A 22632-nucleotide genomic window follows, 5' to 3' on the forward strand; every position below is an offset into this window, starting at 1 on the left:
AGTTGCTGTTTATGAGCTTATCCGCATGGCTTAATACCTAATACTTAATACCTAATACTTAATACTTAATACTTAATACCTAAATTAGAAATTAAATTGCACTCCCACGCCTAACACCTCTTTGAATTGCAGGCGAGATCCCTTACTGCCGTCTTTTTGAACGATCTTGATATCATCGTCATATACCATATTAGTGGTCAGCGTGGTGGAGAACCATTTATTAATTGCCATATTTATCTGTATTTCCCAGTTGACATCGATATTCTGAGGTTTATGCAAATAATCAGAATACAGGTCCAGACGGGAGTATACAGTCATATTCTTCAAGAATTCATATTTCACCTCCCCTTTCAGATTAGCACCGAAGCTCGACAACAGATGCTTGCCGGGATCTACTCCAAAGGCACCTTCATCAGACAAACGGTCATTCAGAACAAAGGTTCCGCGCCAGGAAGCAGGAGACAATACAACCGTGAAAATCTTTCCCGGATCATACGTAAATCCCAGACCGGTGGTCAAATAGCCCGGTGACATAAATTCGGAGATAGCGACATCCTTATTGACAGAATAGTCATATCCGGGTGAGAATTGTGTCTGAAAAGTGGCAAATGCACTCGCATACCAGTTTTTCGCGATAGAATAACCATAGTTGGTATTCAAATATATTTTATCATTGGCTTTTCTCATGCCGTCTTCCCCTGTCTTATTCAATCCATAAGCCAGTTCAAGGCGGTTATTCCATATATGCTTCCCTTTTTTATAATTAGCTTGATAAGTACCTTGCAAGTCAAAAGCGACGGAGTTATCACCTCCGGCAGACCAGTTGGTCAGGCTTACTTGCGTCAGTTTGAGTCCGGCAAAACCTTCCGTTGTCCAGGAAGAAGTTTTTGTACTATCGGCGGTTTGAGCCGACAAGTGGGCAGCGCCCATGCCTAACAGGGCGATGAAGAAAAATCGAATTTTGTCCATGTGGTTGAGGTTTAGGAAAAAAGTAATTAGGTATTAAGTAATAAGTATTAAGTATTAATCGAAGCCGCTTATTGTACTATTGGTACCAACCGCATGGAATAATACTTAATACTTATTACTTAATACTTATTCTTTAACTGCCGCTAATGCTTTGTCATAGTCCGGTTCCTGAGTAATCTCCGGAACAAGCTCCGTATAAGCTACTTTGCCGTCTTTACCGATCACGACTACTGCACGTGCCAGTAATCCTGCCAGCGGTCCGTCTGCCATACGCAGTCCGTAGCTCTCGTCGAAGTCAGAGAAGCGGAAGTCAGACAATGGAATTACGTTCTCAATGCCTTCAGTCGTGCAAAAGCGTGCATGAGCAAAAGGAAGGTCTTTGGAAATAGCCAGTACGACCGTATCTTTGAGACCTGCTCCCATTTTATTAAATTTGCGTACCGATGTTGCACAAACGCTCGTATCCAGACTTGGAAAAATATTTAGAATTACATTTTTGCCGTTCAGGTCTTTCAGAGAGAAAGAAGACAAATCAGTTTTTACTAACTCAAAGTCAGGAGCGACTTTACCTACTTGTATAAATTCACCGATCAGTTTCACCGGTTGTCCTTTGAAATTTGTTGTTGCCATATTGCATTTACATTTTAAAATTACTTTATAATAAAAACAACTTATCCCCGGAATATGTTCACACGAAAACCTTTTCTAAAATCAATTTGTTATTCCTCCACAAATTCACAGAGTATTCATTTAAAATTTAAAACGTATGGAAACTGTATTCAACGAGATCCAGCACTCAGTAAAAAACTGGTGGACTTCTCTTTTATTAGGAATTGTGTATATCATTGTCGCCCTTTGGCTTATGTTCTCACCCCTCAGCAGCTATGTCGCATTGAGCATCGTTTTCAGCATATCGATGCTGATAAGCGGTATTCTCGAAATCATATTCTCTCTCAGTAACCGCAAGGGAGTACCCAGTTGGGGCTGGTATCTGGTGGGAGGAATCATCGACCTTATTTTAGGAATTTACCTGATCGCCTATCCGATGGTCAGCATGGAAGTCATTCCGTTTATCATCGCCTTCTGGCTTATGTTCCGGGGCTTCTCCTCCACCGGCTACTCCATCGACCTCAAACGTTACGGCACTCGCGACTGGGGCTGGTACATGGCTTTCGGCATCCTTGCCATTATCTGCGCCCTGATCATATTGTGGCAACCGGCAGTAGGCGCATTATACGTAGTCTACATGATCTCCTTTACTTTCTTCATCATCGGACTTTTCCGCGTCATGCTTTCGTTCGAATTGAGAAATCTGCATAAAAGAAAATAAAAATCTTTCGGCAGTTACTTCGTATTTTGTTTATCTTTGTAGGCAATTTACACGAATCAATAAACTAAAAAAGAAGAAAAATTATGGCAATGCATACTTGGTTTGAGTGCAAAATCCGTTACGAGAAAACAATGGAAAACGGAATGCAGAAGAAAGTGACGGAACCTTATCTGGTAGATGCACTCAGCTTTACAGAAGCAGAAGCACGTATTATCGAGGAGATGACTCCATTTATCACAGGAGAATTTACAGTATCGGACATCAAACGTGCCAACTATAGCGAACTTTTCCCCAGCGATGAAGAAAGCGCTGACCGCTGGTTTAAGTGCAAACTGATCTTTATCACCCTTGACGAGAAAAGCGGTGCCGAGAAAAAGACTTCTACCCAAGTGCTGGTTCAGGCTGCCGACTTGCGCGACGCAGTGAAGAAACTGGACGAGGGCATGAAAGGAACAATGGCTGACTATCAAATCGGTATGGTATCAGAAACTCCGCTGATGGATGTATATCCTTATAGCGCCGGACCGAATGACAAACCGGAATTTGATCCGTCAAAAGCATAAGTAACCATGAGTATTGCTGACAATCTAAAGCAAGTGCTGGCCGAACTCCCACAAGGAGTCCGGCTGGTTGCTGTCTCAAAATTCCACCCCAATGAAGCGATAGAAGAGGCTTATCAGGCGGGACAGCGTATTTTCGGAGAAAGCAAAGTGCAGGAAATGACAGCTAAATACGAAACTTTGCCGAAAGACATCGAATGGCATTTTATCGGGCACTTGCAGACAAATAAGATTAAGTACATGATTCCCTACGTAGAAATGATACACGGAATCGACACTTATAAGCTACTGGCGGAAGTCAACAAGCAAGCAGCCAAGGCGGGACGTATCGTGAACTGCCTGATACAGATTCACGTTGCCCAAGAAGAAACCAAATTCGGTTTCAGCCCCGAAGAATGCAAAGACATGCTGCATGCCGGCGAATGGAAAGAACTGTCTCACATACGCATCTGCGGATTGATGGGAATGGCAAGCAACACCGACGATGTTGAACAAATTAACCGGGAATTTTGTTTACTGAATAGGCTCTTTCAGGAAATAAAAGCAAACTGGTTTGCCGATTCGGATACTTTCCGCGAATTGTCGATGGGTATGTCACACGACTATCACGAAGCAATCGCAGCAGGAAGTACTTTAGTGCGGGTCGGAAGCAAGATATTCGGAGAAAGAAACTATAATACTTAATCAATCATTATTACCATGACCGATTTAAAAACTACTTTCGCAGGGCTTTCTCTCAGAAACCCAATCATTATCAGTAGCTCGGGACTGACCAACAGTGCCGGCAAGAATAAGAGACTGGCAGAAGCAGGAGCAGGTGCCATTGTACTGAAATCTCTGTTTGAAGAGCAAATTATGCTGGAAGCGGATCAACTGAAAGACCCCGCTTTTTATCCGGAAGCAAGTGATTATCTGGAAGAATATATCCGTGAACATAAATTAGCTGAATATCTCACTTTAATCAAGGAAAGTAAGAAAGAGTGTTCTATTCCTATCATAGCCAGCATCAACTGCTATTCAGACTCGGAATGGGTAGACTTTGCCAAACAGATACAAGAGGCCGGCGCCGATGCACTGGAAATCAATATTCTGGCATTGCAATCGGATGTACAATATACGTATGGCTCATTTGAGCAGCGTCACATTGACATTCTGCGTCATATCAAACAAACGGTAACCATTCCGGTTATTATGAAACTGGGTGACAACCTGACCAACCCCGTAGCCCTGATCGACCAGCTATATGCTAACGGAGCAGCTGCAGTGGTTCTTTTCAACCGTTTCTACCAGCCGGACATCAACATTGAGAATATGGAACAAGTATCCGGTGAAGTGTTCAGCACCTCCGCCGACCTTGCCACTCCTCTCCGCTGGATTGGAATCGCTTCTTCAGTGGTAAACAAAATCGATTATGCAGCCTCCGGTGGTGTCGCCAATCCGGAAGCGGTAGTAAAAGCAATCCTTGCCGGTGCTTCAGCCGTAGAAGTTTGCAGTGCTATCTATCAGAATACGAATGCATTTATCGGAGAATCCACCCGTTTCCTCTCCGCATGGATGGAACGCAAAGGTTTCAAAAATATCGCTCAATTCAAAGGAAAGCTGAATATTAAAGACGTTCAAGGTATCAATACATTCGAACGTACCCAATTCCTGAAGTACTTCGGAAAGAAAGAAGCCTAAAAAAATGAAGAACTTTGGGGAAATGAAGAATTAAGAATGAAGAATGAAGAATTACTTGCAGCATAAATGCGCTAGCGGATTCTTCATTCTTCATTCTTAATTCTTCATTTTTATAACAAGTTGCTAGCCAACTCACTCAACTGACTACGTTCCCCTTTCACCAGATTGACATGTGCAAAGATATTCTGGTCTTTCATACGGTCGATCATATACACAAGACCATTGGACTGGCTATCCAGATAAGGCTGGTCAATCTGCTGGATATCTCCTGTGAATACCATCTTCGTACCTTCACCTGCACGGGTAATAATCGTTTTTATTTCATTCGGGGTAAGGTTCTGCGCTTCGTCAATGATACAGTACATTTCGCTCAAACTACGTCCGCGGATAAAAGCCAATGCTTCAATCACCAGTTGCTCGCTTTTCTGCATATCTTCGATACGCTTCACTTCGGTCGAGTTGGCGGCAAACTGACGCTTGATCACATTCAGGTTATCGAATAGCGGCTGCATGTAAGGAGCCACTTTTTCCTGGGCATCTCCCGGAAGGAAACCGATATCCTTGTTGGACAATGCCACTACCGGGCGTGCCAGCAATACCTGTTTATAGTCAGTCAACTTGCCTAAAGCAGCTGCCAAAGCCAGCAATGTCTTACCTGTTCCCGCTTTTCCGGTCAATGCCACTAATTTGACGTTCGGATCATTCAGTATCTCGAAAGCGAAACTCTGTTCGGCATTACGGGGCTCAATACCATAATTACGTCCTTTCGTTACCCGGCAAATGGAATGAGTAAAAGGATTGTAGCGTGCCAGTACACTGTTACGATCACTCTTTAAAACGAAGCATTCGTTAGGGTGAATGACATCCTTAAAGTCAAATTCGCTCAGATCAATGCCCTCTTTAGATGAATAGATGCGATCGATCAATGCCGGATCTACATTTTCAAAGATCTCATTGGATTTCTCGAATATATCGACATTGGATACCTTATCTGTGATATAGTCCTCACTGGTAATACCGATAGAACGGGCTTTCATACGCAGGTTTACATCCTTGGTCACCAATATAGCCGGAGTTTTCGGATATTTGGCTGCCAGGTATTCAACAGCTGCCAATATCAGATGGTCGGGTTTCTTCACCGGAAAAGACTCATGCACTTTGGGAGCATCCACGTTTCCGGGAACTACAAACAGGCGGCCCATTCCTTCTCCCAAACTCACCCCTTGGGAGAACAGCTCGTCACTCGTCAGCAAATCCAGTTCCCGGACAAACTCACGGGCATTGAAATTTATCTGCTCGTTTCCTTTCTTGAACTTGTCCAGTTCTTCCAGTACGACAAGGGGGAGATGAATATCATTTTCCTGAAAATTCTTCAAGCAATTGTAGTCGTGAAGAATAACATTTGTGTCAATTACAAAATTTTTCTTAGTTCCCATGATTTCTTAGATTTTAATGTTGATATTTGCAGTCTGATTCATCAATCCCCCGCTATCGGTTGAATTGATGGTTCTAAAGATAAACAATTTTGCGAGCAATAAAGATTGCCCGGAGTTAAATATTATAAAACATGGATTATCAGAACACTTTAAAGTACTTATATGAAAGTACACCTATGTTTCAGCAAATTGGTGGAAAAGCATATAAGCCGGGTTTAGAGACAACACACAAATTGGACGAACATTTAGGTCATCCGCATCAACAATTCAGAACGATTCACATCGCCGGAACAAATGGAAAAGGCTCCTGTTCACACACGATCGCAGCCGTACTGCAAGCAGCAGGATACAAAGTCGGGCTATTTACTTCCCCGCATCTGATTGACTTCCGCGAGCGTATCCGTATCAACGGTGAAATGATTCCCGAAGATTATGTAGTCAGCTTTGTAGAAGAACACCGTTCTTTCTTCGAGCCTCTGCACCCTTCTTTCTTCGAACTCACCACAGCAATGGCATTCCGCTACTTTGCCGACCAGCAGGTAGATGTAGCTGTAATCGAAGTGGGTATGGGCGGACGTCTGGACTGTACCAATATCATCACCCCCGATCTGTGTGTCATTACCAATATCGGTTTCGACCATATGCAATATCTGGGCCACACACTGACTAAAATAGCCAAAGAAAAGGCAGGAATTATCAAAGAAGATGTTCCGGTAGTAGTGGGAAAAGTATCCGGAACAGTGAAAAGAGTATTTACGATGAAAGCCAAGGCAATGAATACCTTCATCACCTTCTCGGAAGAATTAAAGAGTTTCACCCATGTGCAATATTTGTCATATGATAACCTGAAGGAGTCCAGAGCCGATTTGCAGGAATTATTGGAGGAAGAAATAAAACTTCAGCAGATACAGACGCTTCCAATGAAAATGATGCAATTTGTCTCTCTTATCAACCCGGCTGACGCCATACGTGCGATAGACAGAATCATGGATAAAAGAAAAGACGCAATATCCATTCATAATTCCAGTTTTATGACGGGATTATACTACGAACTGAGCGGTCTCTATCAAACAGAAAATTGTCTCACAATCCTGGCAGCTCTGGATATTTTAAAGAACCTGGGATATGAAATCTGTAATAAAGATTACCATACCGGATTCTCTAATGTATGCGAGATGACCGGTCTGATGGGACGCTGGCAGAAACTCCAAAGCTATCCTGACCTCATCTGCGACACAGGTCACAACGCTGATGGCTTTAAAAGTATTCGCAAGCAATTGAAGTATATACACGAAAAGTTGCATCAGGAATTGCATATTGTATTCGGCATGGTCAGCGACAAGGATATCAGCAGTGTTCTGGAACTGTTGCCGAAAGACGCCACCTACTATTTCACCAAAGCGAGCGTGAAACGTGCAATGCCGGAAGATGAGCTGATGAAAATGGCTTCGGAAGCGGGACTGAAAGGCACCTCCTACCCTACCGTAGTGGATGCCGTACGGGCAGCAAAAGAAAACTGCCCCCCTAAAGACTTCATCTTCGTGGGAGGCAGCAGTTTTATTGTCGCCGATTTGTTAGCGAACCGCGATACACTCAATCTCCACTAACGCATCCTTCGGCAAAGCCTTTACGGCCACAGCCGAACGTGCCGGAAAAGCTCCGTCAAAATACGTAGCATATACGCCGTTCATTCCGGCAAAGAAAGACATATCCTGAAGGAATACAGTCGTTTTTACAATGTTTCCCATTGTCAGCCCTGTTTCTTCCAGGATGTGTTTTATATTCTCCAACGACTGGCGTGCCTGTTCTTCAATTCCTTCCGCCATCTTTCCGGTAGCCGCATCGATAGGCAACTGACCCGATACGAATACCATTCCATTGGCTTCTATCGCCTGACTATAAGGACCGATAGCTCCCGGTGCTTTTTCACTGCAAATTACTTTTTTCATATTTATCTTCTTTTTTTCTGTTTACCAATCCTCAAAGGTAGTAAAAAAATGCCTCTCGCAAAACGAATTTTGCAAGAGGCAACCATATTTCTGCTTATTAAAGACTATTCGGCTTTTTCTGTTTTTTCTTCTTCGGCAGGTGCTTCAGCAGGAGTTTCTCTCGACACATTCACTGTTACATTTACAGAAGTTGGCTGCGGCTGATATGGCATACGGTTCTTCGGATCTTCACCATACTGATTAGGACCTACCGTACCATCGGCAAACAACATGTAGAGACTGAATACCCACCCGATGATAGGAACACAGCAAATGAGTATCAACCAACCGGACTTGTTCAAGTCATGCAACCGCTTCACGCCCTGCGCCAAAGAGAACCATATAGAGGCTATTCCCGCTACGATACCAATCAAGATACCAAACAGGGAACCACCCGCGGAACCGGCAGCCGCACCAAGAAACAAAGTAGCTAAACCGAGAGAATAGGCAACACCAAAAACGATACCACCGATAATACCAGACAGGAAATATTCGATCCTACGAATACGACCGTCAAAAGAAAAAGGAGCTTTGAACATAATTTTATTAAGTTTATGTGAATAAATAGTTGATTGTAATCTTGATATGCTAGCAAAGATATAAAATAAATTAAATAAAGAAAGCTTTTATGTCAAAAAATCACCTCTTCTATCAAGAATAGAAAACAAAAAAGAAACCAGCTAGCTTTTTTGTAGCACATTTTCTTAAACCAATTAACTGTTGATCAATGAAATCTCCTCGCTTGCGAAACCTGCCACAAAAATATTCCCCCAAAAGCATATTACGCGATATTACAACCTATTTTGAGGATTCCGTTTTCCCTATCCGAGAAATAAATAGCATGTTATAATCTGGTTTACAAAAAGTTGCATGCACTCATCCGCATTCGACACTTCGCTTTATCCTTCTCTCTCAAAAAGACAAAAGGACAAAAAGGCACATGATAGTTTTGAAGATAGCAATGAGGAAAAAGAAGCGGACCAGCAAGGTAAAAAACAGAAAGCAAAGGCCATGTTCTCCTAAAATCGTGTACAAATATCTGCCTGATTTCCTGTTGTTATGAGCATAACCAGTTATTATTGTCCTTGATACTATCTTCCACACTTCATCCTTTAAATAATTCGCATAATATCCAACACTTTATTGGTAAACTACCGGAAGCGTTCATCAACAAAGCAACAATCTAGCTCGCGTAAAATACAATTTCGGCAATCACATAAAAACAGTCCATAAAAGGCACTCAATAAATTAAAAATCAGCAAAGTAGTTTAAAGAACGCATCATAAGAATTTATAAAAGAGGCCATATGTCCTTTTTGTCATTATGTCACTTTGAAAGCTTACAAAAATCATTGGGAAGTTTGAAAAAATCTTCTTAATGATTGGATTCAAACATTGAGAAGATTCAATACAATCTTCTCAATGTTTTTTTCTTTTTATCGGTGCATTCGTTCAAGAATACGCTCCCAATCGTCGTTTATTTCAATTCTAAGAACTGAATTGCAGGTAATTGGAGTAATATCCTAAAACATATTCTGCCAATCTTTTAACCTTGGATGCTTACTGTCTTTCTCTGAGAGAACCACTTTTTCAGCAGGAATACGCCAATCAATATTCAAATCCGGATCATTCCATGCTATTGCCCCTTCACTTTGAGGAGAATAGAAGTTATCACATTTATATTGGAAAATCACTTCTTCACTTAAAACACTAAATCCATGAGCAAATCCACGAGGTATAAAAAACTGACGATGATTTTCACCTGTTAATTCTACAGATACATATTGCCCAAATGTAGGAGAGCCTTTTCTTATATCAACAGCAACATCTAACACAGCTCCTTTTATAACTCGCACTAATTTACTTTGAGCAAAAGGAGGTTTCTGGAAATGTAAGCCTCTCAATACTCCATAGCTAGACTTACTTTCATTATCTTGAACAAAAGTCGTTTTACAAACCTTTTCCTCAAATTCTCTTTGAGAAAAAGATTCAAAGAAATAACCACGATCGTCTTTAAAAATACGAGGTTCAATAATAACGACTCCCTCTATATTAGTCTTTATAACTTCCATCACTTAAAACAACTCTCAATTTTCTATTTACCAACTCCATGGCATCGCTTTTTTCTCACTCCACTCCACCACAAATTAAGCCCAACCCATACAACAATATCTACCATAAGCATCATTGTATTATTTACATAAGGCATCAACAAAATATTCATTCCGCTAAACACACATGAAATAAATAAAATCAGAACCATTGCTTTTCTAACAGTAAATCCCATTGCTAAAAATTGATGATGAATATGATTTTTATCAGGTTCAAATGGACTCTTACCATTACAAATACGTACAATAACAACCCGAATTACATCAAAAGAGGGAACAATCAGTGTACTAAAAGCAATCACAATAGCCCCTTGTGTTTCAGGAATTAAATTTGTACTCTGACTATATTTTATAGCAAGAAAACTCAAAATATACCCTAAAGTTAAACTCCCTGTATCACCCATAAAAATCTTCCGAGCATGTTCTGCACTACCAAAAACATTATAATAAAAAAATGGAACTAAAACTCCAAATGTACTAAAAGCAAGCATACTATAAATCCATAATCCTTTATCTATAAATAAAAAACCCAGAACCAAAAGTGCAGCACTGCTTAAACCTGACGCAAGACCATCAATCCCATCAATAAGATTTATTGCATTTGTTATAAAAATAACAGTTAATATAGTAAAAGGAATTCCAAACCAAGCAGATAACTGATAGATACCAAACAAACCATAAAAATCATTTATCCAAAGCCCCGATATAGGAAATAAACATGCGCAAATAAGCTGAATCATAAACTTTTGACGATATCGAACTCCAACAAGATCATCCGCAATACCTGTTAGATATAAAAGAACCATTCCACAAATCAAGACTAAAAATTCAGGTAAAATATATGTAGCAAATAATATAGAAATACCATATCCCGTCAAAGCACGAAGTGCAAGAACCACACTACAAGAGAGCAAAATTGTTGGGAAAAACGAAACTCCTCCTAACCGTGGAATTGCACGTTTATGCACTTTTCTCTCATCTGGAATATCAAATAGTTTTTTCCGAAAGGAAATTAACAGAATGCGTGGAATTATCAGTCTAGCTACACAAACGGAAATTACAAAAGCTATTATAATAAATAAAATATTCATATCAGTGTAAATTGCCTTTATACATTTTTCAAATTATCAAGAATCCTTTTATTTATTATCTTCCGATCTAAATCCCAAACCCATCCCCACTTATTAAAATATTTAACAACAGAACTAAGATGATATCTTAATAGCCTTCGATTTTTATATGAACCTTTAGCATATTCATGATAAACGACCACATTTGGGTAATACATAGTTCGTGATACCTTCCCAATACGACGACATAAATCTAAATCTTCTGCATACATAAAATAACGTTCATCAAACCCTCCGACCTTCTTTAACACAGCAATTCTCACAAACATAAAGCAACCTGATAACGATGGAACTTCCATTTCTCGACTATAATTTGTAAAGCGAAGTTCATATTTTTCATTTTTCTTTTCTACATATCTTCTCCATGGAAGAAAACGACGAAATAATAAATCAAAGGGAGTTGGTAATAATTTACATAAATATTGTAGTTCTCCATTTGGATAAAGTACCCTAGGCATTACTAAACCTACTTCTGAATATTTATTCATGTAAATAATTAATTTTTCAATAACTCCTTCCTCAAAATAAATATCAGGATTCACCACTATATGATAAGTGGCCCCTATATCTATTGATTCTCGAATAGCAATATTATGCCCTGCACCATACCCTAAATTTACACTATGAATATACTTTATTTTTGCTGATATTTTTGCCAATTCACGCAGTCTATCATTAGATGAATTATCAATGATGTATAATATTGATACAGGACTTGACAATATACATTCAATTACCTTACGAATATCCTTAAAGTGATGATGGTATGTTACAATTGATGCAGTAATCATTTATATATTAGTTTTTATAAAAATACTATCTTCCAATACATACATAGTCAAAACCAAGATTTACCATATCTTGTGCCTCATAAATATTACGACCATCAATAATCAATGGACACTTCATTATTTTCTTTATCACCTCCCAACTTGGTAGTCGAAATTGCTTCCATTCTGTTAATAATAATAAAGCATCAGTATTTAAAGTCGCATCATACATATCTGTAGCGTATATTACAGCATCACCAAGTTGACGATAACACTCGTCCATAGCAATAGGATCATACACTCGAACTCTGCATCCAGCTTCTAACAACTTTCGGATTACAACCAATGAAGGTGCTTCACGCATATCATCAGTTTCAGGTTTGAAAGCTAATCCCCAAATTCCAACATTTTTTCCAATCAATTTTGTTTCATAATATTCTGAAAGTTTCTTGAATATAATTTGTTTTTGCTGTTCATTTACCTCTTCCACAGCTTTAAGCACTCTCATCTCATAGCCGTTCATTTCAGCCGTTTTTATTAACGCTTTCACGTCTTTAGGAAAACATGATCCACCATAACCACAGCCTGGATAAAGAAATTTACTGCCGATTCGACTATCCGCCCCAATACCTTTACGGACCATATTCACATCAGCCCCTACTAATGCACAAAGATTAGCGATGTCATTCATAAAACTGATACGAGTTGCAAGCATAGAATTTGCAGCATACTTTATCATTTCAGCACTTGGTATATCAGTAAAAAGAATACGGCAATTATTAAGCATCAATGGTCGATATAAGAGTGTCATCAATCTCTTAGCTTCCTCTGATTCTATACCTACGACAACACGATCTGGACTCATAAAATCTTTAATAGCTGCACCCTCTTTCAAAAATTCAGGATTACTTGCAACATCAAAAGAAATATCTAGGTCCCGTTTCTTTAATTCGTCTTGAATAGCTGCCTTTACTTTCTTCGCTGTTCCTACTGGCACCGTAGATTTTGTTACGAAAAGCAATTTTTTATTCATGTTACTCCCAACAGTACGAGCGACCTCTAACACATACTTAAGATCTGCGCTACCATCCTCATCTGGAGGAGTTCCTACTGCACAGAAAACAATTTCTACTTCATTTAAGCATGTTGTAATATCTGTATCAAAATGTAATCGTCCTTCATGATAATTACGACGGACTATTTCATCCAAGCCTGGCTCATAAATAGGAATTTTACCATCTTTTAAAGCCTGTATTTTCTTCTCATTAACATCTATGCATGTAACATTTACTCCTATTTCCGAGAAACATGCTCCTGAGACTAAACCAACATATCCGGTTCCTACTACTGCAATATTCATAATACAACTATTTACTATCTAATTTATAAAAATCACAATACCAATCTATTGTTTTCCTCACTCCCTCAAGCAAAGATGTATCTGGCTTAAATCCTGTATCATGCTCAAGACTAGTTATATCGGCATACGTTTGATATACATCTCCAGGCTGCATCGGAAGATATATTTTTTCCGCCTCTCTACCTATCGCATTTTCAATAGCTTGGATAAAATCCATTAGTTTCACAGGACGAGAGTTTCCAATATTATATATTTTATAAGGTGCTGAAGAAGAATCAGGGGAAGGGTTTTCAGGCTTCCAATTCTTATTACCTATTGGAACATGTTGCATAACCCTGATTATTCCTTCGATTATATCATCAATATACGTAAAGTCACGAAACATATTTCCGTTATTAAAAACTTTAATAGCCCGATGATGAAGAATTGCATCAGCAAATAAGAATGGAGACATATCTGGCCGTCCCCATGGACCATAAACGGTAAAGAAGCGCAATCCAGTAGTCGGAATATTATATAAATGGCTATATGCATGAGCCATTAATTCATCAGCTTTCTTTGAAGCAGCGTACAAACTAACAGGATGAGCAATACTATCTTTCTCTGAAAAAGGTACATTACCATTTAAACCATAAACACTACTTGAGCTGGCATAAATAAGATGGCTAACCTTTGAATTTCGGCACCCTTCCAATATATTCAAAAAGCCATCTATGTTACTTTCAATATATGCATAAGGATTCTCAATAGAATAGCGCACCCCTGCTTGAGCAGCCAAATTACATACACAATCAAAATCGCCATTTGCAAACAACATTTGTACTGCTTGCCTATCTTCAAGATTCATACGAATAAAGTTGAAGGCTGTATAATAAGAACTTCGAGTATATTTATACCAACCTATTTCATCTTTATTAATCCCTAAATTCGCCAAACGTCCATATTTCAAACTAGTATCATAATAATCATTCAGATTATCCAAACCCACAACTTCATGTCCTTGCTCTAACAGCTTTTTTGAAGTAAAACTACCAATAAATCCAGCAGCCCCTGTAACTAATACTTTCATTATAAAATTTATCTATAAAAACTCTATCTCAAAACAAAGAAGTTAATGGATATAATTTGAACTCACCAAGATTCTTTGTATGAAGATTTACATCCATAATAATACATGAAATAATTATAAAGAATAATGTAACTAAAATCCGACTCTGTTTATTGAATAAGCATAAAAATCCGGCAAAAAAAATGGGTTCTCCTACAGAAAGAAAAGTTGCCATACGTGCCCCTATTATCACAAAATCATTAAACAGCATCAACCAACAAGTAGATAACACATAAGCCAGATAAAGAACTGAAAAGCACGAAATTACCTCCTTTAACCTAGTCCAATAGATATAACACAACACACACAAAATAATCTGTTTCAGTGTTGTAAAATTAGTCAAGATCCCTATCTCATTATTAAATTGGTCCCAATTAGCATAAGTTGCAATTCTACTTGTTTCATCAAGAAAAGGGACATATGCCTTTATAACCTGCCCAAATGGATATAATGTTCCAATAATAAAAGACAATAGAAGAAAATACATCAAACAACTATTACTTTTGTTTTTCATAAAATAATATACCCAAAACATTGGAAAGAAGATAATAGAGGACATATGTATAGACATAGCAATTACCATACACGCTATATATTTCCACAGACTTTTATATTCGATGTATCGTATGGCATATAAGCATATAGCACACGATAGCCCAGCACGAATTTGAACATATTCTTTCAGAAGAAAAGAATGTACAAAATAAAACAATACAGAAACAAATAGATATGGAGAATATTTACGATAGGAAGATATATTTAAACTTACGGCAATTATAGCTACCGGTAAAAACATATAAATTGGAGATGTTGTAAACCACCTTACAATCAAAACAAATGCCGAAAAACCCTTATCAGGAGAAACTTCCCACGGGTTTTTAAATATCTCTAAATAATTTTCATAATCTGCATTATCATATCTCAGTCCAGCCAATAATGATAACAATACGATCACAAATAAATATAAAATAAGATATTGTTGTTTTTTTATACGAAAACTCACCGTTAAACAAGCTAATAACGCCAATATAATAAAGGAATAATAAAAAATAGTCATTCCGAAATCAAAGATATATATTGGTCTTCATAAGCTCTAGCCGTGACATATTTGCTAAAATTTGTCTCCACCATATCGCGTACAACTCTTTTTTTTTCTTCTAAATCCCATTTAAATGTTTTCTGTACGGCTTCGACCAAATACTCGACCTTATCATTAGAAAACAATTCTCCTATAGCAGTATCACGATAATATATCTCTTGATGTGGAGTTATATCTGAAAATAATATAGGCAATCCGCATGCAAGTCCTTCCAACACTGAATTAGGAAGTCCTTCTGCTAATGATGCAGATATCATTATATCAGACATTTGAATATAGGGAAGCGGAATAGCTACATTCCCTGTAAAAGTAATATTTAATCCAGCGGCTTTTTCTTCCAGCTCTTTTTGAAGTGGTCCCCCTCCGACAATCAATAGATGAACGTCATCATTATGAATCAAATGAAATGATTTAATAATATGTAAAACATTTTTTCTATGAATTAACGAACCTAACACAACATAAATACGCTTCTCATCCGGTATATTATATTTACTTCTCAATGCAATCTTCTCATCACGTGATAAAGGATAATAGATAGTCGTGTCTACACCATTACGAACAAAGGTAGTTTTTAAATTATACTTTTCATGCAAAATACGCGACAGAGCTTCTGAACAAGCAATGATGCGGTGAAAACGACGTACCACCAATACATAAATAAAGCTTACGATAGTACTTGAGTAGAAATTAAGTATATCTTTGGGATCGCATCGCTGTGTTGTACATTTTTTAACATTTTGGTTCCATAATAAAATATTTAATATGTCTGGTCTCAACCCTGAAGAATGCACTAACTGAATATTTCTTTCCTTAACTAATTTAACTACATCAAACAATGCAAAAAACAGATTCCATTTTTTTCTTTTTAGTTGGACCACTTCTATACCTTTTTCTATGAATTCCTTATGCATAGACGAAAATGAGTCCTCTTCTGATAATGTAACAATAACAGCATTTACTCTCTTTTTATCAAAACCTGAAAGTAAGTTCAAAGCTTGATTCGTTGGTCCCGATTTTATCAATCGAGAAACTAAATAAACAGAATTAATCTTCATTATGATAACTTAATTAAGGCCCCTAATTCTTCATCAAAAGATTTTGGAGAAAATGTTTCAAATCCTGACCCATGGTAAAAAGTTAATTCTCCAAAATAAACTTTATTTCCTATACAATAAAAATCAGCCCGTACATAAGGAATATTAAAAGCTAGTTTCATTGCTAACTCTAACATCTCATCTAAAACAATTGGTTTATCGATCTCACGCTCATAAACTGCCGGATATTTTATAGCTTTCCCAAGTGGTTTCCAATCTATTGTATACAAATTTCTATGATGACTAGTAAAACGATCAAAATCTACCTGAATAAAATTGGGTATCCCATGAAACAAATGAATCTTATAATCTTTCAATTCTATATGAGATTCATCGACCATGTATTTCTCAGCAATTATACGAGGCTTAATATCTTTATAAGGATACTCACGTCCAACATAATAATAGTTTTTTTTCATAGATTTCAACAATTTACTTCTAGCCTTCTCAACGTCAAACAAATTTTTGTTTTCACAAATTACAACTCCACCAGAATCATGTGTGCATTTCAAGACAAAACTACTAGGTATATTCTCGAAATCTATATCATCAAAATTTTCCCAAACTCCCAAGGTAGGTATTATATATTTTTCGCCAATAATAGAAGCTACGTATTCTTTTACAGTTGCCTTATCAACCATTTGCGTATATTCAGGATGGCGATCATATAACTTAAGCCACTGTAACTTTTCATTAAAAGTACGAGGTGAGTTAAGATGTAACAATTTGCCAAAATAGATAAAATACATAATACATAAGTATGTTTTATCATCTATCCAATGACAATATCGGGATAATATAAAAATTAAAATAAGCCTTGGATTCTTTAATATCCGTTTCAAATTATTCATCATTATATCTAGTTTATCATTCAACCAATTTTCTCAAATATTTTAGAAAAAACCAATTTGGGATTAGAAAAATTCCTTTTCAAGAAAGTAGATAGTCTTTTTAAGAGTAATATGAATTCATACCCTTTATAACAGAAATTATAAAATAGCATGTTGGAAGGTAAATAGGAAAGACTTACATTTTTAGTCCAACTCAACTCACCAGAATCTTCCATTTTCACTTTCCAAGTTATTATTCTATCAATAACACCATGATTTATTTCAATTATAGGAACAAGTCCTATTTTTTGATGCTTTAAAGGATTTTTGTAGAATACTCTCCCATCAATTTTATATTCAATTGTAGGAAAATAAAAATTTCCAATAGAATAATAAATCATTTTTTCTTTATAGTATTCACAATGTTGAATTATATGAGGGTGATGTCCTATAATCAAATCTACTCCTGCATCAATTAGCTTATGCGCTAATTCTCTTTTATCCGGTTCAGGATATGATATATCTTCTTTTCCCCAATGAATATTAACAATAATACTAAAATCCCAGTATTTTTTACGTATCTGTTCTACTTGGTTCAAATTAGGTGAAAATCCCCCTTTTAGATCGATATCAGCAAACAATCGTGAACCTGTAAAGTCGCTTGTGCGAGTTACATAAGCAATATTTATTATCTTATTAACCGAATCAACCCAAACATTATTATCCAATTCATTTTTATATCCTACTCCCCAATAATGAAAATGGTGTTTATCTAATAGTTCTTGTGTGAAAAGTACAGACTCATTTCCATAATCATTTATATGGTTATTTGCTAGATTTATCAAATATGGCATCAAATAATCGAGAAAACAAATAGAATCAGGGAGTGCCGAAAGAGTTATTTTATTCTTAATAGGAGATTCATCTCCTTTGATAAATGGAGATTCTAGATTTATAATTAATCGACAATTATTATTCGATAATTCATTTCCAAAATTTACAAACGACGTTCTAGCGATGTTTTGAATGTCTTGTAAAACACAATCACCTGTATACGCAAATTTCATTTCCCTTATTATTGTTTCTTATTACCAACAACACCTTTGCATCCTTCTCTATAATATTTCCAAAATAAAAGAACTTTTCTTATTTTTAGTCGAAATAAATAATACAAAGAATAAGATGTAATCATGAATAATGACCTTTTAAAACCCAAATAGGTATAATTTATATATGCTTTATTCCTTATATAAAACAAGGTATCTATCGGATAATCAATTATAGAACAATATTTAATATAAGGGATTAAATGACATATTGAAACCTTAGGAGAAGGATGATAATGTATAGCACTAGTCACCGTTGCCACTTGAAACCCATTTTTAATGGCCCGCAACTGGTATTCTGTTTCACACCCATACATATACATTTCCCTCATTATATTACCATTTTTTTCAATAACTCTCCTATGAATAAATGTCCCATTAAATGGATTGATATTTCCTTTTATTAATTCTTCGCGTTGAGTGTCAATTGTTTTTTTTGCCCCAAATGCAATTTTTTCAGGATTATCTATGTTACAAACTAATGCATTTGTAAAATACAAATTATTTTTTACTGTCTTATTCAATAATTCTTCTAACTGTCCTTTATCAGCAACTCCATCATCATCCATCATCCAGATCCAATCATAGCCATCATCATAAGGAACTTGTAGGCAAGTATAAAATCCATTGGCAGGTCCTTTATTTTCATGAATAGAAATCACCGTTAAATCATTTTGCAAAGAAAGCCAATGAGCAGTACCATCTGTAGATGCATTGTCAATAACATATATATCAAACTCTTGATATGTTTGATTACGAATACTATCAATACATCTTTTTAAAAGAGATAATCTATTATAAGTTAATACTACACAAGCTATTTTCATTCTGAGTTCTAAGCCAATTCTATAATTATTCGTATCGTAACATTTTTATGCCTTCTTCAAGACTTATTTTTGTTTTCCATTTTAATAAATCAAGATTCCTAGATATAGGTGCCACTGCATACATAATATCGTATGGTCTATATGACAATCCACCCCAATTTGCATTAACCTTTTGTTTATACACAGTCTCTATAATGTATGACAATTCCCTGATAGAAGTACCCTTCCCCGTTCCTAGATATAGCTGAGTATACATAGTATCTTCTAACAAATTCAAATTAGACAGTAACACATAAAAGAAATCAGAGACATCATTTATATGTATAAAATCATTAATCTGTTCTCCTTTTGTAAAATTCAATGGTATAGGTGAATTTAGCGCATCGATCAAATAATCAATTATTTTCTTACTATCATTTTTTTTGCCATAAATTGTATAACCAATCAAATTTATCCATTTAAAATCACCTTTCAGTTGATAATATTGAATAATGGAACGAAAAGCTGTTTTAGTAGCAGCATAAAATGTATTAGGTAAAAAATTCCCATCATTATAATAATACTCTGCAAATGTACCCAAATTGATAAAGAATTTACATGGAGTATAACTAACAGCTTCCAATAAGAGAGAACCAAATAATATATTAGCATCAACTATATCTCTTACTGATTTTTCATCTGAATGAAAATTGAAATTAGTAGCTAAATGTATTACTACCTCAGGAGCAAAATCAATAATCTGTTGGCGAAATGTCCTTTCACAAGAAATATAAGTTAAAGGAATACTTTCAAACATAGAAATAGCTTTCTGAGGATCTCTCACGGCAATTGCCAATTCTACAAATCCATGACTAAACAAATAAGGAACAAGATTTCTTCCAACAAATCCGGTAGCTCCAGTAATCAGAATTTTCATATCTTAAAAATATAGGGTATTTCAGACAACTCTTTTCTATCAGATTCTGTCGGATCATGCGGTTCTGGTATCACATTCATAAGCATAGATTTACCTTTTGCAATTCCACAAAAAGCCAACCATAAACCCGGAGCAATAGTCAAGCGATAATATCTACTATCCGGAGAAAGAGTAACTTCTTCGAATTTACCATAAGTCATACTTCCTTCTCTATCATCATAAATTATAAACTTAACCATTCCGACTGGCACCACCAAATTCAAGGTCATTCTATTATGTCTTTTCCATCCCTTCACTTCTCCATACTCGATCCAAGAGAAGTAGGTCTCACCAAACCCTACATATCCTAAATCTGTAGATTTTAGTGCATGATACACATCCCCCTTTGAAACACGAATCTGTTTTAAAGGATATATACTAACTCCCAACATCATTTTGTCCATTGAAGTCGCTGTTTCTGAGCCTCCCCTAGATATTCCTTAATCTGTGCAACAGTAAGTTGGTACATATCTATATTCTGTTGAAGATAAAAAGTTTTATACCAATCTGCAATGAAACGCACACATTGTTCATAATGAAGAGTAGAATGCCAATTTAAATAAGCTAATGCCTTATCGCAATTGAGCTTCAATAAACTAGCTTCTTTAAAAGGAATATTATCTGTCAATTTTGCTACATGATCTTTATCTAATCCCCAAAGTTCTGATAAATCCTGCACCAACTCAAATACAGTTTTAGTTTGCTCTGCACGTGGACCAAAATTAAAAGGCTCTCCATTCTTTACTTTATCTTCAAATAGATACTGTCCTAAAACCAAATATCCACTCAACGGCTCGAGTACATGCTGCCATGGGCGAGTAGCTTTAGGACAACGCACCTCAACAATCCTATTCTGAGAAAAAGCATTAATACAATCTACTATAATTCTATCTTTAGCCCAATCTCCCCCACCTATAACATTCCCTGCACGTGCTACTCCCAACTTTATATTCGGCATAACCTGAATAAAAGATTTCCAGTAACATTTTATAACTAGTTCTGCCGCACCTTTAGAACCCGAATATACATCTTTTCCTCCCATAGCATCTGTTTCTCGATATCCCCATATCCATTCCACATTATCATACGCTTTATCACTTGTTATCAATACACACGTACAATGCCATGTTATATTACAAATAGCTTCCAATACGGATGCCGTCCCAACAACATTTGTAGTTATTGTATCAAAAGGAAATTTATAAGAAGTAGAAACAATAGCTTGCGCAGCTAAATGGAAAATAAAGTCGGGCTTTACTTTTTGCACAAACTCATTCAGTTTTGCTTTATCACGAATATCACCAAAACAGTGATGAAGTTTGTCTTTGAGTTTAAGTGTTTCAAACATTGAGGGATCAGTAGGAATATCACTTGAATATCCATATACATCAGCCCCCATCATCAACAACCAAGTCGATAACCATGAACCTTTAAAACCTGTATTTCCAGTTACTAATACTTTCTTGCCTTGATATACGTTATTAAATGCCATATATATATATTTTATTTCCAAATTTGCCAAGGAGCATTTCTCTTATCCCACATTGCATTTAGTTCTGCATTATCACGAAGTGTATCCATCGGCTTCCAAAAGCCTGTGTGTTTATACACATGTACTTGTTTCTGTGCTACTAAACGTTGCATTGGTTCTTTTTCAAACATTTCCATGTCTCCCTTCAACATATTAAAAATGAAAGGCTCACAAATGAAAAAACCTGCATTAATCCAAGTACCACTTTCTTGAGGCTTCTCGACAAAAGAATCTAAAGTTCCATCATCCAGTATATCCAACACTCCCAATCGTCCACCAGGTTGATAAGCTGTCATAGAAAGAGCTTTACCTGATTTTTTATGTTGATCAATCGTATCTGCAATATTAATATCTGCAACTCCATCACCATAAGTAAGGCAAAAAGCCTCATTACCAATGTATTTCTGTACACGTTTAATGCGACCACCTGTCATTGTATTCAAACCAGTATCCACCATCGTTACTTTCCAATGTTCAGAATGATTATCATGAATTTGTATACTATTTGTTGACAAATCCACAGTTAGATCCGAGTTATGTCGAAAATAATTTGAGAAATACTCTTTTATAACATATTGTTTATAACCACAGCAAATAATAAAATCATTTATTCCATAATAGCTATATATCTTCATTATATGCCATAGAATGGGTTTTCCTCCAATTTCCACCATTGGCTTAGGAATCAGATTAGTTGCCTCACTTAACCGAGTACCATACCCGCCTGCTAATATCACAGCTTTCAT

The 22632-nt window shown here is 36.6% G+C and carries 24 protein-coding genes; 5 read left to right on the forward strand and 19 right to left on the reverse strand.

The features are described from left to right. Positions 1-84 precede the first annotated feature (84 nt). Together BT_RS06725 and tpx are read right to left on the reverse strand one after the other, a co-directional pair. Positions 85-969: a DUF3078 domain-containing protein gene (locus BT_RS06725; protein ID WP_011107713.1), complete on the reverse strand. Its 885-nt coding sequence runs from the start codon at positions 967-969 to the stop codon at positions 85-87. 126 nt (positions 970-1095) lie between these two features. Beyond that, the gene (gene tpx / locus BT_RS06730) at positions 1096-1599 is read right to left on the reverse strand and encodes a thiol peroxidase (protein ID WP_010538561.1); all 504 of its coding nucleotides are present in this window, start codon (positions 1597-1599) and stop codon (positions 1096-1098) included. Positions 1600-1735: 136 nt separating this feature from the next. On the opposite strand from tpx, the gene BT_RS06735 reads away from it, so the two are divergent. The 4 genes from BT_RS06735 (at position 1736) to BT_RS06750 (ending at position 4539) form a co-directional block, all read left to right on the forward strand. Next, positions 1736-2299 carry an HdeD family acid-resistance protein gene (locus BT_RS06735; protein ID WP_010538562.1) on the forward strand — a complete coding sequence of 188 codons (564 nt, stop codon included), beginning with the start codon at positions 1736-1738 and terminating at the stop codon, positions 2297-2299. 83 nt (positions 2300-2382) lie between these two features. Next, positions 2383-2862, forward strand: coding sequence for a DUF4494 domain-containing protein (locus BT_RS06740; protein WP_008762440.1), 480 nt, complete (start codon positions 2383-2385; stop codon positions 2860-2862). Between the two features lie 6 nt (positions 2863-2868). Then, entirely contained in the window at positions 2869-3543 is a 675-nt protein-coding gene (locus BT_RS06745; RefSeq protein ID WP_010538563.1) for a YggS family pyridoxal phosphate-dependent enzyme, read from the forward strand. A 15-nt stretch (positions 3544-3558) separates the two neighbouring features. Beyond that, positions 3559-4539: a dihydroorotate dehydrogenase-like protein gene (locus BT_RS06750; protein WP_011107714.1), complete on the forward strand. Its 981-nt coding sequence runs from the start codon at positions 3559-3561 to the stop codon at positions 4537-4539. 110 nt (positions 4540-4649) lie between these two features. On the opposite strand, the gene BT_RS06755 is transcribed toward BT_RS06750, so the two are convergent. Continuing rightward, on the reverse strand, positions 4650-5975 hold the full coding sequence (locus BT_RS06755; RefSeq protein ID WP_011107715.1) for a PhoH family protein: 1326 nt from the start codon (positions 5973-5975) through the stop codon (positions 4650-4652). 131 nt (positions 5976-6106) lie between these two features. Here BT_RS06755 and BT_RS06760 point away from each other — a divergent pair, with 131 nt between their 5' ends. Further along, a complete protein-coding gene (locus BT_RS06760) occupies positions 6107-7582 on the forward strand; it encodes a bifunctional folylpolyglutamate synthase/dihydrofolate synthase (protein WP_011107716.1) in 1476 nt (491 codons plus the stop codon). Here BT_RS06760 and BT_RS06765 read toward each other — a convergent pair. The 16 genes from BT_RS06765 to rfbF form a co-directional block, all read right to left on the reverse strand. Then, positions 7550-7924 carry a RidA family protein gene (locus BT_RS06765; protein ID WP_008762436.1) on the reverse strand — a complete coding sequence of 125 codons (375 nt, stop codon included), beginning with the start codon at positions 7922-7924 and terminating at the stop codon, positions 7550-7552. The two genes, BT_RS06760 and BT_RS06765, sit on opposite strands and share 33 nt — an antisense overlap. Positions 7925-8028: 104 nt before the next feature. Continuing rightward, on the reverse strand, positions 8029-8502 hold the full coding sequence (locus tag BT_RS06770; protein ID WP_008764951.1) for a DUF805 domain-containing protein: 474 nt from the start codon (positions 8500-8502) through the stop codon (positions 8029-8031). 983 nt (positions 8503-9485) lie between these two features. Continuing rightward, positions 9486-10034 (reverse strand): dTDP-4-dehydrorhamnose 3,5-epimerase, encoded by a 549-nt coding sequence (gene rfbC / locus BT_RS06775; protein WP_011107717.1) that lies wholly within the window; start codon positions 10032-10034, stop codon positions 9486-9488. Between the two features lie 23 nt (positions 10035-10057). Next, entirely contained in the window at positions 10058-11164 is a 1107-nt protein-coding gene (locus tag BT_RS06780; RefSeq protein ID WP_011107718.1) for an MraY family glycosyltransferase, read from the reverse strand. Positions 11165-11181: 17 nt separating this feature from the next. Then, entirely contained in the window at positions 11182-11994 is an 813-nt protein-coding gene (locus BT_RS06785; RefSeq protein WP_011107719.1) for a glycosyltransferase family 2 protein, read from the reverse strand. A gap of 25 nt (positions 11995-12019) precedes the next feature. After that, positions 12020-13333, reverse strand: a complete 1314-nt coding sequence (locus BT_RS06790) for a UDP-glucose dehydrogenase family protein (RefSeq protein WP_011107720.1) — start codon at positions 13331-13333, stop codon at positions 12020-12022. Positions 13334-13340: 7 nt separating this feature from the next. Beyond that, complete coding sequence (locus tag BT_RS06795; RefSeq protein ID WP_011107721.1) at positions 13341-14402, reverse strand: NAD-dependent epimerase; 1062 nt, start codon at positions 14400-14402, stop codon at positions 13341-13343. Positions 14403-14430: 28 nt separating this feature from the next. Then, entirely contained in the window at positions 14431-15498 is a 1068-nt protein-coding gene (locus BT_RS24985; RefSeq protein ID WP_011107722.1) for an EpsG family protein, read from the reverse strand. Continuing rightward, positions 15495-16598 carry a glycosyltransferase family 4 protein gene (locus BT_RS06805; protein ID WP_011107723.1) on the reverse strand — a complete coding sequence of 368 codons (1104 nt, stop codon included), beginning with the start codon at positions 16596-16598 and terminating at the stop codon, positions 15495-15497. The genes BT_RS24985 and BT_RS06805 overlap by 4 nt, the downstream gene beginning before the upstream one ends. Continuing rightward, positions 16598-17491, reverse strand: a complete 894-nt coding sequence (locus BT_RS06810) for an ATP-grasp fold amidoligase family protein (RefSeq protein ID WP_011107724.1) — start codon at positions 17489-17491, stop codon at positions 16598-16600. The genes BT_RS06805 and BT_RS06810 overlap by 1 nt, the downstream gene beginning before the upstream one ends. A 17-nt stretch (positions 17492-17508) precedes the next feature. Then, a complete protein-coding gene (locus BT_RS06815) occupies positions 17509-18534 on the reverse strand; it encodes a CapA family protein (protein ID WP_011107725.1) in 1026 nt (341 codons plus the stop codon). Positions 18535-18542: 8 nt separating this feature from the next. Then, positions 18543-19400 (reverse strand): glycosyltransferase family 2 protein, encoded by an 858-nt coding sequence (locus BT_RS06820; protein ID WP_011107726.1) that lies wholly within the window; start codon positions 19398-19400, stop codon positions 18543-18545. 25 nt (positions 19401-19425) lie between these two features. Then, on the reverse strand, positions 19426-20316 hold the full coding sequence (locus tag BT_RS06825; RefSeq protein ID WP_011107727.1) for an NAD-dependent epimerase/dehydratase family protein: 891 nt from the start codon (positions 20314-20316) through the stop codon (positions 19426-19428). Further along, entirely contained in the window at positions 20313-20750 is a 438-nt protein-coding gene (locus BT_RS06830; RefSeq protein WP_162303195.1) for a dTDP-4-dehydrorhamnose 3,5-epimerase, read from the reverse strand. Before BT_RS06830 ends, BT_RS06825 begins: the two co-directional genes overlap by 4 nt. Then, the gene (gene rfbG / locus BT_RS06835) at positions 20747-21847 is read right to left on the reverse strand and encodes a CDP-glucose 4,6-dehydratase (RefSeq protein WP_011107729.1); all 1101 of its coding nucleotides are present in this window, start codon (positions 21845-21847) and stop codon (positions 20747-20749) included. Before rfbG ends, BT_RS06830 begins: the two co-directional genes overlap by 4 nt. Positions 21848-21858: 11 nt before the next feature. Then, on the reverse strand, positions 21859-22632 hold the full coding sequence (gene rfbF / locus BT_RS06840) for a glucose-1-phosphate cytidylyltransferase (protein ID WP_011107730.1): 774 nt from the start codon (positions 22630-22632) through the stop codon (positions 21859-21861).

Origin of the sequence: Bacteroides thetaiotaomicron VPI-5482, from assembly GCF_000011065.1 — a bacterium.
Lineage (GTDB): Bacteria > Bacteroidota > Bacteroidia > Bacteroidales > Bacteroidaceae > Bacteroides > Bacteroides thetaiotaomicron.

Excerpts from the sequence above, each read along its gene's own strand:
- BT_RS06825 (WP_011107727.1), bottom strand. The coding sequence starts at position 20,316 with ATGAAAATTCTGATTACTGGAGCTACCGGATTTGTTGGAAGAAATCTT.
- rfbG (WP_011107729.1), bottom strand. The coding sequence starts at position 21,847 with ATGGCATTTAATAACGTATATCAAGGCAAGAAAGTATTAGTAACTGGA.
- BT_RS06790 (WP_011107720.1), bottom strand. The coding sequence starts at position 13,333 with ATGAATATTGCAGTAGTAGGAACCGGATATGTTGGTTTAGTCTCAGGA.
- BT_RS06820 (WP_011107726.1), bottom strand. The coding sequence starts at position 19,400 with ATGAAAATAGCTTGTGTAGTATTAACTTATAATAGATTATCTCTTTTA.
- BT_RS06750 (WP_011107714.1), top strand. The coding sequence starts at position 3,559 with ATGACCGATTTAAAAACTACTTTCGCAGGGCTTTCTCTCAGAAACCCA.
- BT_RS06810 (WP_011107724.1), bottom strand. The coding sequence starts at position 17,491 with ATGATGAATAATTTGAAACGGATATTAAAGAATCCAAGGCTTATTTTA.
- BT_RS06745 (WP_010538563.1), top strand. The coding sequence starts at position 2,869 with ATGAGTATTGCTGACAATCTAAAGCAAGTGCTGGCCGAACTCCCACAA.
- BT_RS06815 (WP_011107725.1), bottom strand. The coding sequence starts at position 18,534 with ATGAAATTTGCGTATACAGGTGATTGTGTTTTACAAGACATTCAAAAC.
- BT_RS06765 (WP_008762436.1), bottom strand. The coding sequence starts at position 7,924 with ATGAAAAAAGTAATTTGCAGTGAAAAAGCACCGGGAGCTATCGGTCCT.
- BT_RS06735 (WP_010538562.1), top strand. The coding sequence starts at position 1,736 with ATGGAAACTGTATTCAACGAGATCCAGCACTCAGTAAAAAACTGGTGG.
- BT_RS06795 (WP_011107721.1), bottom strand. The coding sequence starts at position 14,402 with ATGAAAGTATTAGTTACAGGGGCTGCTGGATTTATTGGTAGTTTTACT.
- BT_RS06770 (WP_008764951.1), bottom strand. The coding sequence starts at position 8,502 with ATGTTCAAAGCTCCTTTTTCTTTTGACGGTCGTATTCGTAGGATCGAA.
- rfbF (WP_011107730.1), bottom strand. The coding sequence starts at position 22,632 with ATGAAAGCTGTGATATTAGCAGGCGGGTATGGTACTCGGTTAAGTGAG.
- BT_RS06780 (WP_011107718.1), bottom strand. The coding sequence starts at position 11,164 with ATGAATATTTTATTTATTATAATAGCTTTTGTAATTTCCGTTTGTGTA.
- BT_RS06725 (WP_011107713.1), bottom strand. The coding sequence starts at position 969 with ATGGACAAAATTCGATTTTTCTTCATCGCCCTGTTAGGCATGGGCGCT.
- BT_RS06830 (WP_162303195.1), bottom strand. The coding sequence starts at position 20,750 with ATGATGTTGGGAGTTAGTATATATCCTTTAAAACAGATTCGTGTTTCA.
- rfbC (WP_011107717.1), bottom strand. The coding sequence starts at position 10,034 with ATGGAAGTTATAAAGACTAATATAGAGGGAGTCGTTATTATTGAACCT.
- BT_RS06805 (WP_011107723.1), bottom strand. The coding sequence starts at position 16,598 with ATGAAGATTAATTCTGTTTATTTAGTTTCTCGATTGATAAAATCGGGA.
- BT_RS06760 (WP_011107716.1), top strand. The coding sequence starts at position 6,107 with ATGGATTATCAGAACACTTTAAAGTACTTATATGAAAGTACACCTATG.
- BT_RS06785 (WP_011107719.1), bottom strand. The coding sequence starts at position 11,994 with ATGATTACTGCATCAATTGTAACATACCATCATCACTTTAAGGATATT.
- BT_RS06755 (WP_011107715.1), bottom strand. The coding sequence starts at position 5,975 with ATGGGAACTAAGAAAAATTTTGTAATTGACACAAATGTTATTCTTCAC.
- BT_RS06740 (WP_008762440.1), top strand. The coding sequence starts at position 2,383 with ATGGCAATGCATACTTGGTTTGAGTGCAAAATCCGTTACGAGAAAACA.
- BT_RS24985 (WP_011107722.1), bottom strand. The coding sequence starts at position 15,498 with ATGACTATTTTTTATTATTCCTTTATTATATTGGCGTTATTAGCTTGT.
- tpx (WP_010538561.1), bottom strand. The coding sequence starts at position 1,599 with ATGGCAACAACAAATTTCAAAGGACAACCGGTGAAACTGATCGGTGAA.